The sequence below is a fragment of the Paenibacillus sp. 1001270B_150601_E10 genome (assembly GCF_015558675.1).
GTDB lineage: Bacteria > Bacillota > Bacilli > Paenibacillales > Paenibacillaceae > Paenibacillus_B.
The window spans coordinates 114876-131489 of record NZ_JADMOL010000006.1 but is presented as its reverse complement, the minus strand read 5'-3'; the positions used below and the strand labels follow the sequence as shown (position 1 = coordinate 131489).

Annotated in this window: 17 protein-coding genes; 12 read left to right on the top strand and 5 right to left on the bottom strand. The window is 43.3% G+C overall.

Annotated elements, in window-relative coordinates:
- The first annotated feature begins 87 nt into the window (after nucleotides 1-87).
- The 4 genes from I2H74_RS15215 to I2H74_RS15200 all read left to right on the top strand — a co-directional run bounded on the left by I2H74_RS15215 (nucleotide 88) and on the right by I2H74_RS15200 (nucleotide 2797).
- Nucleotides 88-360 carry an ATP-binding protein gene (locus I2H74_RS15215; RefSeq protein WP_195575091.1) on the top strand — a complete coding sequence of 91 codons (273 nt, stop codon included), beginning with the start codon at nucleotides 88-90 and terminating at the stop codon, nucleotides 358-360.
- 77 nt (nucleotides 361-437) lie between these two features.
- On the top strand, nucleotides 438-1391 hold the full coding sequence (locus I2H74_RS15210; protein ID WP_195575090.1) for a LacI family DNA-binding transcriptional regulator: 954 nt from the start codon (nucleotides 438-440) through the stop codon (nucleotides 1389-1391).
- Between the two features lie 78 nt (nucleotides 1392-1469).
- Entirely contained in the window at nucleotides 1470-2129 is a 660-nt protein-coding gene (locus I2H74_RS15205) for an HAD family hydrolase (RefSeq protein ID WP_195575089.1), read from the top strand.
- 5 nt (nucleotides 2130-2134) lie between these two features.
- Nucleotides 2135-2797 (top strand): HAD family hydrolase, encoded by a 663-nt coding sequence (locus I2H74_RS15200; protein WP_229106717.1) that lies wholly within the window; start codon nucleotides 2135-2137, stop codon nucleotides 2795-2797.
- Nucleotides 2798-2839: 42 nt separating this feature from the next.
- On the opposite strand, the gene I2H74_RS15195 is transcribed toward I2H74_RS15200, so the two are convergent.
- Entirely contained in the window at nucleotides 2840-3604 is a 765-nt protein-coding gene (locus I2H74_RS15195; RefSeq protein ID WP_195575088.1) for an SDR family oxidoreductase, read from the bottom strand.
- A gap of 294 nt (nucleotides 3605-3898) precedes the next feature.
- Between I2H74_RS15195 and ppsA the strand changes: the two genes are divergently transcribed.
- From ppsA to I2H74_RS15175, 4 genes are all read left to right on the top strand, one after another.
- Complete coding sequence (gene ppsA, locus I2H74_RS15190) at nucleotides 3899-6499, top strand: phosphoenolpyruvate synthase (RefSeq protein ID WP_195575086.1); 2601 nt, start codon at nucleotides 3899-3901, stop codon at nucleotides 6497-6499.
- Between the two features lie 174 nt (nucleotides 6500-6673).
- Complete coding sequence (locus I2H74_RS15185) at nucleotides 6674-7261, top strand: TetR/AcrR family transcriptional regulator (protein ID WP_229106716.1); 588 nt, start codon at nucleotides 6674-6676, stop codon at nucleotides 7259-7261.
- 61 nt (nucleotides 7262-7322) lie between these two features.
- A complete protein-coding gene (locus I2H74_RS15180; RefSeq protein ID WP_195575084.1) occupies nucleotides 7323-7763 on the top strand; it encodes an SRPBCC domain-containing protein in 441 nt (146 codons plus the stop codon).
- 20 nt (nucleotides 7764-7783) lie between these two features.
- Nucleotides 7784-8164 (top strand): VOC family protein, encoded by a 381-nt coding sequence (locus I2H74_RS15175; protein ID WP_195575083.1) that lies wholly within the window; start codon nucleotides 7784-7786, stop codon nucleotides 8162-8164.
- A gap of 69 nt (nucleotides 8165-8233) precedes the next feature.
- Here the strand turns inward: I2H74_RS15175 and I2H74_RS15170 are convergent, their stop codons facing one another.
- The 3 genes from I2H74_RS15170 to I2H74_RS15160 all read right to left on the bottom strand — a co-directional run bounded on the left by I2H74_RS15170 (nucleotide 8234) and on the right by I2H74_RS15160 (nucleotide 11695).
- On the bottom strand, nucleotides 8234-9355 hold the full coding sequence (locus I2H74_RS15170) for an ArsR/SmtB family transcription factor (RefSeq protein ID WP_195575081.1): 1122 nt from the start codon (nucleotides 9353-9355) through the stop codon (nucleotides 8234-8236).
- Between the two features lie 10 nt (nucleotides 9356-9365).
- Nucleotides 9366-10610: an MFS transporter gene (locus I2H74_RS15165; RefSeq protein ID WP_229106715.1), complete on the bottom strand. Its 1245-nt coding sequence runs from the start codon at nucleotides 10608-10610 to the stop codon at nucleotides 9366-9368.
- Nucleotides 10611-10807: 197 nt separating this feature from the next.
- The gene (locus I2H74_RS15160; protein WP_195575077.1) at nucleotides 10808-11695 is read right to left on the bottom strand and encodes a LysR family transcriptional regulator; all 888 of its coding nucleotides are present in this window, start codon (nucleotides 11693-11695) and stop codon (nucleotides 10808-10810) included.
- Between the two features lie 194 nt (nucleotides 11696-11889).
- On the opposite strand from I2H74_RS15160, the gene I2H74_RS15155 reads away from it, so the two are divergent.
- From I2H74_RS15155 to I2H74_RS15140, 4 genes are all read left to right on the top strand, one after another.
- On the top strand, nucleotides 11890-12198 hold the full coding sequence (locus I2H74_RS15155) for an SDR family oxidoreductase (RefSeq protein ID WP_324254084.1): 309 nt from the start codon (nucleotides 11890-11892) through the stop codon (nucleotides 12196-12198).
- Between the two features lie 61 nt (nucleotides 12199-12259).
- Complete coding sequence (locus I2H74_RS15150; RefSeq protein WP_195575074.1) at nucleotides 12260-12838, top strand: DapH/DapD/GlmU-related protein; 579 nt, start codon at nucleotides 12260-12262, stop codon at nucleotides 12836-12838.
- 184 nt (nucleotides 12839-13022) lie between these two features.
- Nucleotides 13023-13631, top strand: a complete 609-nt coding sequence (locus tag I2H74_RS15145) for a flavin reductase family protein (RefSeq protein ID WP_195575255.1) — start codon at nucleotides 13023-13025, stop codon at nucleotides 13629-13631.
- A gap of 372 nt (nucleotides 13632-14003) precedes the next feature.
- Nucleotides 14004-15746 carry a Rieske (2Fe-2S) protein gene (locus I2H74_RS15140; protein WP_195575072.1) on the top strand — a complete coding sequence of 581 codons (1743 nt, stop codon included), beginning with the start codon at nucleotides 14004-14006 and terminating at the stop codon, nucleotides 15744-15746.
- Between the two features lie 188 nt (nucleotides 15747-15934).
- Here I2H74_RS15140 and I2H74_RS15135 read toward each other — a convergent pair.
- Nucleotides 15935-16614, bottom strand: a 680-nt coding sequence (locus I2H74_RS15135) for an alpha/beta fold hydrolase (RefSeq protein WP_229106714.1), incomplete at its 5' end; no start/stop codon positions are given.

Here is a 16614-nt window from a genome sequence, read left to right as displayed (position 1 = left end):
GGTCAAGGCGTTATACAAAGAGAATACCAAACAAACGACTAACTACAAATTAAAATTGGTTACAACCTGTATGGAAGCTGGCCGTACATGATACATCAGCAGTTTTATAACCAATTGAAGGCTGATTCTATTGCAACTTGGGGTGAAATCACGGCTAGAATGGTGGGACTCCGTTCCGACAATGAAGCAGAAATAATGAAGGTACTAGCAGGCCGTTCTAAAAAGCATGATTCGTCAGGAATTGGCTTCGCGCTTGCCAAAGCCATTATCGAAGCTCATCAGGCACTGATTAAAGTGGAAAGTGAGAAACATGTCTATATAGCATTTACGTTACCTTTATCAAGTTCTAGTTTCGTATAGGCAGGGAATGAACCCTACCTTATTTTCATTTCTATGATACATTTAGGATACGTACTGTATGAAAGGAGAAGGTGACTGTGGCGAATATTAATGATATCGCAAAGCGTGCAGGCGTATCCGTATCGACAGTATCTAGGGTGCTGAATCACCATCCCTATGTATCTGAATCGAAGCGGGCAGCTGTTCAGCGTGTGATTGATGAAATGGACTATACGCCAAATCGCGTAGCTGTCGATTTAATCCGTAAGGAAACAAGAAGGATCGGTGTGATCATGCCATACAACAACAATCAAGCCTTCGATCAGCTGCTCCATGGCGTGCTTAATCGATCGGTTGAGCTTGATTATACCGTGATGGTTCTGCCTACGAAATACGATCCGGAAAAAGAGCTCAACGGTTTACATATGCTGAAAAATAAACAACTGGACGGAATCATCATTACCTCTCGTTCAAACACATGGGATGCCATTGTGCCATTTACCAAGTACGGGACCATCGTTGCATGCGAGTATACGGAACATCCTGAGATCGGCTGCGCTTATATGGATCGATACACGTCATACTTAGAGACCTTTCAACGGTTAAAGGATAAAGGACATTCTAGAGTAGCATTTTCTACAGCAAGAGGAGAAGAAAGCAATAGTACACAGCTGACGCTCAAAGCTTACCAGCAAGTATTTGGCGAAATACCTCCAGAATACCATATCAGGGATTGCCACAGCATGGATGATGGGGTACGAGCGGCACAACAATGGCTTCACTTGGATGCAAGACCAACCGCTGTATATGCGAACGGAGATGAGGTTGCGGCAGGTATTTATCAGTATGCAATGAGCATGCAACTAGAGGTGCCAGAGGATCTAGCGATCATTGGTCAAGAGAACCAGCCAATTGGAATTGGGCTGCAGCTATCAACGGTTGATCACCAATTGGTGAAGGTTGGTGAACAGGCCTTTGATCTTGTAATTGAGAAATCAAAGGATAAAGTAGAGATTTCTTATCACATCATTGAACGCCAATCCACTCAATAATTGACCTGAAATGGATTTCATACTTTAGCATGTTATGAAGGAGGGCATCTCCAATCATGCTGAAGGAGGACGACATACATGTATACAACCATTATTTTTGATATTGATGGCACTTTGATCAATACAGAGCAAGCGGTATTGGGATCTTTGCAGAAGATGCTGAAGCATAACTATAACCGTGATATGAGCCAGCAAGATCTCGCGTTTGTGCTTGGAATTCCAGGGGCTGCATCCCTGCGCCAACTTGGTATTGAAGACGTTGATCATGCAAATAAATGCTGGAATGATCATATGAAGGAATATTATCATACCATTCATGTATACGAGGGTATTCAGGTCCTGCTTACTGATCTAAGGAAAGAATCGATTACGACGGGAGTTGTGACCTCGAAGACCCATCAAGAGTTTCTAGATGATTTCGTACCGTTTGGACTCGTTCGAGAGCTTCCGTATGTCATATGTGCAGATGATACGAAGCAGCATAAGCCGCATCCAGAACCTTTACTTCAGTTTCTTGAGATCTCTGGAGCTCAGGCAGAAGCCGCCATCTACATCGGGGATACCATCTATGATTATGAATGCGCAAGGGACGCTGGAGTGGACTTTGGATTAGCACTGTGGGGATGCAAGCAGCCTAATGCTATACCGGCTAAGCATAAGTTTGAGCATCCGAAAGAATTGCTGCTCTTTACTGACGGTAGGATGACTGTAGTTCGAACTAATCATAAAAGCAGGTGATTGTATTGAAGGTTAAAACCATGCTGTTTGATTTTGATGGAACGCTGGCTGATACGCTCCCCGTTTGTTTTCATGCCTTTCAGGAAGTATTTCACAAGTACGACAGCAGGCCTCTATCCAAAGAGGACATCATCGGGATGTTTGGACCGTCAGAAGTCGGCATTATCGAGCAAAATTTACATAATCGGCATTATGTAAAAAAAGCAATTGAAGATTATTATGATTTCTATGACAAAGAACATACAAAATTAGTAAATAAGAATACAGAGATCCTAGAGCTGATTAGATTGCTGCAAGAAAAGGGAATTCAGTATGCCATCGTGACAGGAAAAGCGAGAAGGAGCTATGAAATATCGATCAAGCACCTTTTCCCCACAGATACGTTCCATATATCTATTACCGGAGATGATGTCATACATCCAAAGCCGCACCCAGAAGGAATAATGCAGGCCATGAAGCGATTAAGCGCCTCAACAGAAGAGACGCTTTATATAGGTGATAGTACAGCAGATATTCAAGCAGGTTTAAGTGCTAATCTGAAAACAGTAGGTGTGAATTGGTTAAGCAACTCTCATGGAAGCAAATTTGTTGTTAAACCTCCTCATTATGAATTCACAAACATTGCGGATTTCATTCGTACATTCATTGAAAGTGGACATATGAGATGACAGTAATCATGCCATCATAAAATATTTCATGTTTCATTTTGCTTATAAGCGTGAACCGCCGCTAGCATCGATCAATTGGCCGGCTATCCATCGGCTGTCTGGAGATGCAAGGAATGCTGCGATACCCGCAATATCTTCTGGCTCTCCCCATCTGCTGAAGACGGAAAGTCCAGCCGCATACTGCTGACCTTGAGGATCTCCAAGCGTTCCTGCATTCATCTCCGTATTAATGATACCGGGCTGGATCGCATTTACGGTAATATTGCGGCTGCCAAGCTGCTTTGCTAAGAGGAGTGTAAAGGTATCGATCGCTCCCTTTGACATGCTGTAGGTAAACACGCTTGGAGAGGCTACGCGCGTTACAAAAGAGGAGATATTAATAATGCGGCCTCCATCCTTCAAACGTGGCAGCGCTTCTTTTGTAACAAACAGTGGAGCCTTTACATTAATGCTCATGACTTCTTCGAATGAGGCTTCTGTCGTTTCTTGCACGCCAAGAATTTGGCCGATGCCTGCATTGTTTACAAGAATATCAAACGCTTTTGCCCCCGTATGCGCCTGAATGACGTCTTCTAGCTGCAGGAATAAATGATTGATGCCATCAAGGGAGCTTAGATCAGCGCAGATCGTGCATGCTTTTCTTCCGTCCTGTTCGATCTGACGGACAACTGCCTTCGCATCATCATGCCTGCTGGCGTAATGCACAATAACGAATGCGCCTTCCTGTGCGAGACGACGTGCAATGCTACGGCCAATACCACGGCTTGCTCCAGTTACTAAAGCGATCTTTCCTTCCAATGTACTCATGCTTTCATCTCCTTAATCCGAATTCAATACCGTTATACCATGGGTCGGCGTTTGAAATGTTGCTCTCTCATTCGGATATGGAAATCTTGTTGGACAGCAGAAAAACAAAAAAAGAACCTGGACAGTATTGTCAGGTTCATTATGATTGCAGATAAATATGGACGATGATATAATCATGTCACGACTTTTTATTCATAATAAGACATAAATACCTTATCTTACAATTTAATTGTACCATGACGGCAAACTCTTGTCAAAGGTTTTTCTCAATTTATTGGTTAGGAGCGATCGTGCATGAGTTCTTTGGTCCTTGGATTGCAGGAAATGGATAACACGCAGCTTTTTCTCGTTGGCGGAAAAGGGTTGAATTTAGGGGAGCTATCTAACATTACAGGCATACAAGTGCCTGAAGGCTTTTGTGTTACCACATTGGGATATCAAAAAGCGATCGAGCAAAACGAAACGTATCATGCGTTGCTCCATCGACTATCCATGCTAAGAGTAGAAGAGCGGGATCAAGTTCGTGAGGTCAGCGGGGAGATTCGACAAACCCTTATGGAAGTAGAAATCCCTTCCGATGTGGTGCATGCAGTATCTCACTATCTCTCTCAATTTGGCGAGGAGCATGCATATGCCGTTCGTTCTAGTGCAACTGCTGAAGATTTGCCCCATGCCTCTTTTGCCGGTCAACAAGATACCTATTTAAATATCATCGGACTGGAAGCCATCTTGGAGCATATCAGCAAATGCTGGGCTTCCTTATTTACGGATCGTGCGGTCATTTATCGCATGCAAAATGGATTCGACCACTGCCACGTTTATTTATCCGTAATCGTTCAAAGGATGGTATTCCCTCAGGCTTCAGGGATCTTATTTACCGCTGATCCGATGACCTCAAACCGAAAGGTGCTTTCCATTGATGCAAGCTTTGGACTCGGTGAAGCATTGGTCTCCGGGTTGGTATCTGCCGATGGCTATAAAGTAAAGGACGGGGAGATCGTCGATAAGAGGATTGGATCTAAACAATTGGCGATCTATGGACGTAAAGAAGGTGGAACAGAAACCATGCTGATTGATCCTGATCAGCAAGAGGCACAAACGCTTACAGAGCAACAAATTATAGAGCTGGCAGGCATCGGAAGACAGATCGAGGATTACTTTGGCTGCCCACAAGATATCGAATGGTGTTTGGTGGACGATGCCTTTTACATCGTCCAGAGTCGGCCAATCACGACCCTATACCCAATCCCTGAAGCGAATGATCACAACAATCACGTCTATGTATCTGTCGGTCACCAACAAATGATGACTGATCCCATAAAGCCGCTGGGATTGTCTTTTTACCTGTTAACGACTCCGGCACCCATGCGCACGGCTGGCGGAAGGCTGTTTGTTGATGTCACACCTCTGTTGGCTTCACCTGCCAGCAGAGATAATATAATAAATACGCTTGGACAATCCGACCCGCTCATCAAAGACGCACTTATGACCGTCATAGCGCGAGAAGATTTTATTCAAACAGTACCAGAAGATCACACAGTACCAAGTCCAAGCAGAAGCAATGCGGATATGCTGGCTCAAATGGAAAGCAATCCAGCAATCGTTTCTGATTTGATTAATCGTACTCGAGCTTCAATCGAAGAGTTAAAGCAAAACATCCAGGATATATCAGGACCTGCATTGCTTGATTTTATTCTAGAAGATATCCAGCAATTAAAGAAGATCTTATTTGACCCGCAAAGTTCTGCTGTGATTATGGCTGCTATGAATGCTTCAACATGGATCAATGAAAACATGAACAAGTGGTTGGGAGAAAAAAACGCTGCAGACACTCTTTCACAATCTGTACCAGGCAATATTACTTCAGAAATGGGGCTTGCGCTGCTCGATGTCGCAGATGTGATTCGCCCTTATCCAAAAGTCGTTGAATACTTGCAGCATGTTACAACGGATGACTTTATCGATGAGTTGGGTCATTTGGAGGGAGGGCAGGAAGCCAAAGACGCGATCTATGCCTATCTCGACCAATACGGAATGCGATGTCCCGGAGAAATAGATATAACAAGAACACGTTGGAGCGAAAAACCAATCACACTTATCCCTTTGATTTTTGGTAACATCAAAAATTTCGAGCCTCATGAAAGCAATCGAAAATTTGAGCAAGGGCGACAGGTGGCTTTGAATAAAGCACAAGAATTGTTGGATCGATTAAAGAAATTACCAGAAGGTGAACAAAAAGCCAATGAAACGAGACGAATGATCGACCTCATTCGGAACTTCAGCGGGTTTAGGGAATATCCCAAATACGGAATGATTAATCGTTACTTTGTGTATAAGCAGGCCTTATTGAACGAAGCCGAGCGACTCGTGCAAGCGGGAGTTCTTATTGAAAAAGAAGATATCTTCTATCTAGCCTTTGAAGAACTTCACGAAGTTGTACGCACCCACAAGCTAGATTACCAAATCATCAGCAATCGAAAAGAAGCGTACATGTTTTATGAAAAACTGACCCCACCTCGTGTGATCACGTCAGATGGTGAAATCATTGTGGGGAAGTACAAACGAGAGCATCTTCCAGCAGACGCTATTGTCGGTCTACCAGTATCTACAGGAGTGATAGAAGGCCGAGCACGTGTCATTTTAAACATGGAAGAAGCTGACCTAGAAGATGGAGATATCTTAGTCACTTCCTTTACGGACCCTAGCTGGACACCATTGTTTGTATCCATAAAAGGCTTAGTAACCGAAGTGGGCGGGCTGATGACCCATGGCGCTGTTATCGCACGTGAATATGGCTTGCCGGCAGTCGTTGGAGTGGAGAATGCCACCACACGGATACAGGATGGACAACGAATTCGAGTATATGGAACAGAAGGGTACATTGAAATATTGTAAGGGCCTAACTCAGACGATCACTTGGAAAATAATGATGAAACTAAGCACCCCCCAGTCGAAAGATTTGATTGGGGGAAGCCCTTGACGTCTAAATACGAATTGGATATAATTGTTACATGAAATGTTAGTGAGTACTAACTATAAAGTATTCATCCCGTTCAGGAAGGTGAAGATTTGAAAGATAGACAGACATTAGATAATAAAAGCAGACTGATGCTGGCAGCTATCGATTTGATGGCTGAGAAAGGCTACAAGGGTATATCGACCAAGGAGATTGCCTCAGCAGCAGGCGTCAGCGAGATGACATTGTTTCGCAACTTCGGCAGCAAGTTCAATCTGCTGGAGAAAGCCGTTGACCATTATCATTATTCGATTGAAATGATCCAGATCTTTAACGAGAAAGTCACTTGGGATCTGAGGGAGGACCTGCTTACGATTAGCCAGATGTATCACGAGATTATGGATCGTAATCGCAAATTGTTCCTCATTGTCTTGAGAGATGACGAATTGATCGCCATTCGCGAGAAGGCGCAGAAGCATCCGCGTACATTACTGGAGCTGCTGACGAATTATTTTACCGAAATGCAGAGCAAGAATCGAATGATCCAGACTGATGCGGAAACACAGGCGATCACATTTATGTGGATGAACTACGGGGCCTTCATGACACAGCTATTTGGAGCGTCAAAGATCACGAAAGTTGCCCTGCCAACATTCATAGCGTCGAGTATCGAGCTGTTTGTGAGGGGTTTGAGACCCTAAACATTTTTGTATGCAAGCAAGTTAGTTCGTACTAACAATCACGAATGAGAGAAGGGATACGATGAGAAGTAAACCTCCCACATCGAACAAGACTGTTGGTCTGACCGCTTCGACAGGTTATCAGGTTGGGGTTCGAAGAACACTGCTGATCTCGACAGAGGAGGCATGGTCATACCTGACCTCAGCCGATGGACGAAAGCTTTGGATCGGAAACGTATCGCAGCCTTCCTTTACCGAGGGAGAGACCTTTTGTTCCGAAGAAGGCATTTCCGGTCAGTTCCGGGTCATCAAGCCATACCGGCAGCTACGCTTAAGATGGGAGAAGAGCGAGTGGGGAGAACCGTCCACTCTGCAAATACGGCTGCTCTCTAAGCAGTCAGACAAAACGACGATCAGTTTTCATCAGGAGCATCTGGATCATCCGGATACGCGAGAACAGATGAAGCTGCACTGGGAAAACGTATTAGCCGCGATTCGAGAGCAAACAACCCATTCCAAATAAGAGGAAGGTGAGGAATATCAATGAACAGATTCAGTCATATCGATCTTCGTGTCAACGATTTGGCAAGCACACTGCCTTTTTACGAAAAGCTTCTGCCCGAATTAGGATTTACGCGAACTTTCCACAGTGCGAATTGGCGGGTATTTGCTGCAGATGGAGAATTGCCGAGCGCTGCTTATTTTGCAATCACAGAAGATCAAGAGCATAAGCCTAATGCCAATTTGATCGGATTCTGGGCAAACGATCAGGCAGAAGTTGACCGCATCGCTGAAATTGTCAGGCAAAATGGTGGAACGATCAACGACGGACCACGGTTGTTCCCAATCAGCCCGACCTACTATGCTGTATATTTCGAAGACCCTTGCGGCAACAAATATGAGATGCTGCATCGCTTGAATTAATCTGAGCAATAAAGCAGTAAGATTCGAAAGAGCACACCCTTTAGGATGTGCTCTTTTTTTGTCATGGGGTTAGGAATGAATGTCATCGTCTGGAGATGCGATCAGATTCTGATACATATGCTTTAGAAAATGAGAGAGCTTATCCTTGTCCATCTGATAATAGACGCGGTTGGCTCGTTTCTCAATCTTTATAAACCCAGAATTAATTAAGGCATTCATATGGTGCGAGATGGTTGCCGTTGTTAAGTTAAGACGCTCTGCAAGTTCCTGCCCATAAGCTGGCATATCGCGTATGGACTTCAAGATAGCGTATTTGCTTGTATCACTTAAAATCTTCAATTGTTTGCATATGCTCTCATCACTGATGACCTCATGGACGATCATGGAGAGCTTATCGAACAGTACTCCTGTATATAAATATTCAAAGTCATCAGTCCGATTTGAATGATTCAAGCGTGCACTGTTAAAGCCCATCACATTCGGATAAATATGAAGATCATGGCTTGTATCTGTAATCGTCAATTTAAAAGAGGAAAACAATTGAGATGCGGACTGTTGTTCAACGATCTTTTCATAATGAGTTTGAAATTCATCTAACAATGGCTGAATCAGATGCATTTTTTGTTCATACAAAGCCGCAGCTTGATTAAGAATAGCAAACAGTTCATGCAGATGGGATTCATAATTCTGATACACCTGCATGCATAACCACTTACGTTCAAAATCGATCTCAAACGAATCAATGATTTGAAAGAGTTCATGTTCATTTGAGATCAATAGGGTTGTTGATTCGTCATCGTGATCGGTAATGTGTGAAATGAGGGCTTTGGCATATCGATTAATCCATTCACCCTTATCACCCTGATGTGCTTCCATAAGCAGCTGATGAATGTTATCCGATTGATGGTAAAGTCTATCCATCAGCAGCAAATGTGCGCAGCACCAATTCATCTCTTCCTTCGTAGCAAAGAAAAAGGCTAGGCGTTCTTGCGAAACGTCCAGATGACTCACAACATGATCATATACTTCAATTATACGAACAAACATCTCATCCACTACTTCGGATTGTACGTCATACTTTTGGATTAAATCACCTTTATATTTTCGCGGACTCTCCTTATTCGCATGCTTCATGAGGAGCTCCATACATTCAACGAAAAGATTCGGTTTATTGAATACCTTGATATTCATACGTTCCCCCTTACAGCTGTTTTAACACTTTTATAGATAGCATACTCGCAAATAGAATAATTGTAAAAATTCCAGTATAGATAAACAGTTGATTCACTGTTAAAAACAGCGAGAGTCCAGCAACGAGCAGAGAACCGAGCGGCGTCATACTACTGGCGATCGCGTTAAAGATAGCCCCTACACGCGAGATATAAGCCTCCTCAATATGCTGCATAAATGAGATGTTAATGACTGACATGATAAATGAAGCGAAGAAACCAAATAAGAAGGAGGATAGCGCTAGACAAGTATATGTTAGCCACAAAAGCTCATGATGGTAGGCAAGCAGAACCCAAAGCAGATAACAGATGCCAATCATGATTCCGCCGACGATAAATAGGATTCGGTTGGTGATTCTTTTTTGGATGAAGGGAAACAAGATTGTTCCGATTCCAATGCCTGCTGTCGAGGCTATTCCTTGAACAGATAATCCGATCGAAGGAAGCCCCAAGGTTCCCGTAATAAATGGAGCCTGCATGGAATTGACCGGTAGGAGTGACAAATTAATGATGCCGGCAAGCAAGCAAATAGCGAAAATGATTTTAGCATTTTTCAGATAAGCAAATCCTTCGGAAAGAGTATGGAAATAAGATTTTGTATTCATTTCAATGGCTTTGCGCTTTTCAGCAGGGATCCGAATGAAGGAAATGATTAGTGCTGAAGCGAGAAAGGTGAGCGCATCAATAAAGATTGCTGTTCCGATTCCAAATAAACCGATGATGCCTCCCGCTGCAGCAAGCCCTACAATCTCAACAACCCTGCCAATTGTGGAGTTAAGAGACATCCCATGCGCATAATAATCCTTCTTCAATATCTTTGGAATAATTCCGATTCCAGCAGGGATGCGCAATGCTTCAAAAGATGAGTTAAGAAAGGTGAGCAGCAGCAGACTCCACGGGCTAAGCAGGTCAAGAATGAGCAATAATGCCGTGACACTTACAACAAGCCCGCGCCCGAGATCACAGATGACCATCGTATACTTTTTGTTAAGGCCTTCGACAATCGCTCCAGCAAAAGGCTGCAGCAAAATGGTAGGTAATGCATTGAAGCCGAAAACCAGGGCGACCCAGGCAGCCGAGCCCGTAATCGAATAGACCATTAATGAGAATGCGATCATGTCGAGGGAATCCCCGAAGCGATTAATGACGTTGGCCGCCATTAACTTCACATACTGTGTCTGTATAGCAATATCTCTGTATCTAATTTCTTGTTTCATGATCATCTAACCCCCTCTCTAGATATAAGTAAAACATTGGGTTAGATATGTGTCAATCATTAATTAGATGTAAATCAAATATAAAAAAGAGACTATCGCCTTTAGATAGTCTCTTTTTTTTATACGGAGAGTCATTTATGTCTTAGTCTGCATAATCGGCTCTGTTATCGCACATAAAATGGTTTGAACGTAGGTAATCAAGTAGCCATTTTAATCTTTATACGGAGCTGATCGAGAAATCTTTTCGCCGCATTGGAAAACACTTGATGTTTTTTCCAAACAAGATTCAAATTAGCCTCTAATCTAGGGGATAACGGCTTGAAACACAGATTACTCGTTCCTGAAGTGTTGATAAGTTTATCTAAACATAAGGCATACCCTATATATTCTTCAACCATAAGTGAAGCGTTATAGATTAGATTATACGTAGCCACGATATTTAAATTCTCCATAGGTTGACCCAACCAACCTGATAGCTCATTGCTTACGGTAGTTTGACGTGATATCAGCAATGGCTTATCCATAATATCTATTGGTTGTATAAATGGCTTTTGTGCTAAAGGGCTGTCCTTTCGCATCAATACTCCCCAAACATCTGTGTCTGGCAGTTTGATAAAATCGTATTTATGTTTATCTGTTGGCTCTATAACAACACCAAAGTCCAATAACCCGCTATCTAATTTACTGGCAATGTCATCTGCATTCCCACTGTATAAATGAAATCGAATACTTGGATACGCTGCAAGCAGCTCTTTTAACGTTCTAGCTATAAAATGCATGGCGTCCGTTTCCCCGCAGCCAATATAAATATCACCATTCACCATTTCCTTTGATTCTTTAAACTTCGCTTCGGTTTTATTGGCCAGCTCTACAATTTCTTTCGCTTTTTCAAGTAAAAATATGCCTTCTTCTGTTAATGTAATTTTTCGATTTCCTCTTATAAATAAAGTCGTTCCTAATTCCATTTCGAGTTCTTGTAGTTGTCTAGATAAGGTTGGCTGAGATAAATGCAGCTGCTTTGCAGCAGCTGAAATGTTCTCTTCGTTCGCTACAGCAATGAAATAGCGTAATACTCGAATCTCCATAAGCATCTCCTTATTTCTTTTATGCCTGATAGGCATATGTATTCATTTAATATAGGCATTTGATATTTGAATCGTATCATTTTATGATTTCATTGAAAACATGAAAGTGGAGGGGATACACATGGCGATTCAGGATAAGGTAATTATTATTATGGGTGCATCCAGCGGAATAGGGGAAGCAATAGTCAGGACATATAATCTCGACTGATTCAGTAGCTGGACATGTCGTTTATCCGGATTCTGCCGTATACTGCGGGACGAAGTTTGCAGTCAGAGCCATAATGGAGGGCCTCAGACAAGAACAAAGGGAAAACAATATCAAATCGACGATTATATCGCCAGGTGCAGTCGAGACTGAGCTCTATACGACGATCAGTGATAAAAATGTGGCAGAGGAGCTGCATCAAGCACAAATAGAATGGGGGCTGTCTGCAGAAGATATTGCACAACAGTCGCTTATGTTATCGATACACCCGATAGAGTATCCGTTAGTAATATCATGATTCGTCCAACCAAACAAGAAGTATAACTTCATAACTCTCAATAAAGGAGGAATGTTGAGAAATGGATATGAAACAATTTATTGATTTTTGCAGAGAGGGTAATCCCATATCGGGCGAGGATAAAGAATTGCATGCTTTATTAACACGGTGTAGTTATGAAGCTCAACAAGTGACAATGAAACTGAATACCTCTTATCATTCAAAAGAAGAAATCGTTGACATATTTAGCGAACTAACAGGCAACGATGTTGACCCATCCTTTATGTGCTTCCCTCCATTCTATACAGACTTCGGTAAAAATATATGGATCGGAAAAAATGTGTTTATTAACACAGGGTGTTCATTTCAAGATAGAGGTGGAATAAAAATAGGGAATGGCTCAATGATTGGTATGAATGTCACCATTGCAACACTTAATCATGGGTTGCCATTGGATACAAGAAACACTACATACCCCTCTCCTGTTATTATTGGCGAAAATGTATGGATCGGATCGAACGCAACGATCATACCCGGTGTCATAATCGGGGACAACGCTGTTGTTGCAGCTGGAGCAGTAGTGACGAAGAATGTACCAGAAAATACGGTTGTAGCCGGAGTACCTGCAAAAGTAATAAAAACGATTATCCATCGTTCATAGTAACTTCATAACGAGGATTGATTATGATGGTGTAACCATGGTATTGACATTCCTAAACACACCGTGATATTATTATCTCGAATTCAAGATATATAATGATCGTTTCCTCTTCGTTTATTCATAAAGATCGTTGATTTCACGAATAATAGCAGGTATTTACTCAACTAAGAAAGGAAGATATATGTTGCTCACTATTGATCCAAGCAAAAATACAGAGCGCCAGAACTATAAGTTAATGACAGGCAGCATTATTCCAAGACCTGTTGCTTTTGTGACGACGAAATCAGAAGATGGCATCATTAATGGAGCGCCATTTAGTTATTTTAATATTGTATCATCCAATCCACCAATGGTGTCGATATCCATACAGAGATTAAATGGAGGCTTCAAAGATACTGCGAAGCATATCATTGATAATAATCAATTTGTTGTTCACATCGTCGATGAAGACAATGTAGAACAGGTTAATAGAACGGCAGCATCATTGCCGATTACAGAAAGTGAAATCTCCAAAACAAATCTTACCTTAGTTGATAGTCACAAAATTAATGTCCCTGGTGTAAGAGAAGCAAAAGTCCGCATGGAATGTCAGTTTGTTTCTAGAATACCTTTGCGTAATGGGGAGGAGGAAACAGGGGACTTATTTATCGCTGAAGTCGTACAATTCCATATTGATGAATCCATTTACAATGATGGCCGAATCGATCCAAAAAAATTAAAAGCGGTAAGTCGACTTGCCGGTTGGAATTACGCAAAAATAGGAGATATTTTTTCCATAGAACGGCCTAACTAATATTGAGGTGCATTTGGGATTTATAATCAACTTGCATGAACGAACACAGTAAAAGGTGATGTCCTTACATGGGCGTCACTTTTTTTATTTCGCAAAGAAAATGAACTTTAGACGAAGCCGCACTCTTGAATGACTAATGGCTAAATGCTATATGAAAGATTTCCTTATAGGAATGATCACAATCGCTACATACATTTATAGGGTGAACATCGCTGGTATGTCCGATTAACTCCGTCCATATAAAAGAGGTTATGACCTATGCGGTAGAAGAAATAATATCAACTTAACAAACATATATGTTTAATAAGTATTCAAATTAAGATATTCTATAAACAAGGAAGACCTATGTTAATGAAAATTGGAGGCGTTTTCATGAATGGTTGGATTCAGGCAGGTACGGTAGAAGAACTTCGAGAGCATGGACCGAAGCTAATCAAAGGAGGCATCGTTGTTATATATCACGAGGACAGGGTGCATGCACTTGACAACCGCTGCCCTCACCTCGGGTTTCCGCTTCACATGGGAAGTCTGTGCAATGGTATTTTGACATGCCATTGGCATCATGCGAGGTTTGACGTATGCAGCGGTGGGACGCTTGATCCTTGGGCGGATGATGTTCCCGTGCACGATTTAACCGTTCAAGATGGATCAATTTGGGTGAACCCGAATTCACGAAACGGCAACCAAGTACAACGATATAAAGAGCGGCTGCTGAATGGCATTGAGCAAAATATTGGCCTTGTCATCGCCAAGGCCATAGTCGGATTAATGGAAGCAGGTGTTTCTGAGAAGGAAATCGCTGCGATTGGGATCGAAATAGGGGTGAAACAGCGCAGGCAAGGGTGGGGCTCTGGATTAACGATCCTGACCGCTATGATGAACATCCTGCCAAAGCTAGATAAACAAGGTCGTATCCTTGCGTTGTTTCAAGGATTGCTGCATACGGCGCGCGACTTAGCCGGAAGTGGAACGCGCTTCTTGCTCGATCCACTCCCGATCACGGACGTCTCCGAAGAACGGTTAACAGAATGGTATCGCGACTGCATCGAAGTTCGGGATACGCGAGGCGCAGAACGGGTGCTGTTGACCCTTGTGCAGGCGGGAACTAGTGATAAAAGGTTATTCTCTATGATGAACATGGCGGCGACAGATCATTTCTACATTAACGGGGGCCATACGCTGGATTTTCATAATAAAGCATTTGAGAGCTTGAAGTATGTCGAGCACGATAAGCGCAATGATGTCCTCGCTTCACTTGTTCCGATGTTTGGAAACGCTTCTCGAAGCGAAGAGCTTCATAGCTGGCAGTCTCCAATCAATTTGGTTCAACCTTTGAAGGAAGCGTTCGAAGAACTGTCCAATAAGGGTATTCCGACTGACAGAGCAGGGGGCTCAACCCTTGAAGAAGAGGAGCTGCTTCAAGCTCTCCTTGGGGACGACCCGCTTCGGACGGTTAGCATGCTGAAGGAAGCCTTGCTTGAAGGCGCTTCTCCGGTACGCATCTCGCAAATTGCCGCATTGGCTGCGGCAGAACGGGTTGTCCGCTTTCATACTCATAATGATTTCGGAGACTGGATTTCTGTGCTGCACACGTTTACGCATGCTCACGCCGTTCACGAAGGTTTGATCCGATCCGCCGATTCATGGCTGGTTCGTGGGATTTTTCATACAGCAGCTACGATTTACCTCGATCGGTTTTTGAATATTCCAGCCGCACCGAGGCCGTCTGCAACGGGGACGACTGAGAATGTGCCGCAGCCTTCGGAGCTGCTTGAGATTCTAGACAAACAGCAGCAGGTGGCGCAGGCAGCAGAGTGGGTAATCCGATATCTGCGTAGTGGTGGGAAGCCGGAGCCTTTGTTCAATGTATTGGGTCATGCGCTGCTTCGAGAGGATGCGGAATTTCATTCCTTCCAAATGTACGAGGCCGCCATGGCAGAATATGACCGCTGGGCTTCTGAGTCTGGACCGTTTGCAGAGAAAGCCTGTGAAACGCTGATCCTTGCGGTTACCCGTTATTTAGCGGCGCATGCCCCGACGTCCCGTGAGATTCCTCATACAGCAACGATCGCGTGGCGGCTCCATCGTGGCGAGAAATTGTTCGAGGAAGAATAATGTGCCAAGCATGTAATGCGAAATCATCAAGGAAGAAGTTAGGGCATGGTATTTGAATGTAAGTCCCCGATCATCAAACAACCTGAATTTATATATAGATATCCCGGTAAAAATGGAGCCCTTTCTGAGGCTCCATTTTCATATGTCGGTTAGCTAGAACTTGTAGGGTGGAGTGTTAAAATCATGACTTATCGTAAAAATTGTTTCAGATAACTGTCGATTACGAACGAATCTGGTTCATTGGCTCCGATTCCAAAGCAGTGGCCCCACTTGGATTCAACAGGCTGATAAACAGCATTTGGCATAAACTCTACTTCATACGCATTGTCCTGGGGAGGGAAGAAGAGATCGGTCGAACCTGGCATAACTAGGGCAGGGACGGTGATTCGGTTCAACGCCTGTTCAAAGTTTCCGTTGTCTGCTGGAGTGGCGCTGATATCCCCATGTATCCCAGTGCGAAGCATGGCAATCAAGTCGTTTGCATCAAAAGAAAAGAACACTTTATCCCAGTAGTTTTCAAGGTAAGACTTCAATGTTGGGTAGCCTTCTGCTTGATAAAGCTGTTCTAAGTAATAGGCCTGTGAGAACCCCCAAGGGGCATAAGCACGTCCCATGGCGGCAAGTCCAGCTGCTGGCTGACGAGTATAACATCCACCTTTCCAATTAGAGTCAGCTTGCAATGCAGCGATCAACGACTCAAAAACGACTTGTGCATGCGGTCTAGTCTTAGCTGTTCCGCCAAACGGCGCAATTCGCTCAACCATTTCCGGGTAGCTTGCCCCCCATTGGAAAGTTTGCAGCGCACCAAGCGACCACCCAACAACTAAAGCAAGCTTCGCAATGCCAAACTTCTCCGTTACAAGTCGGT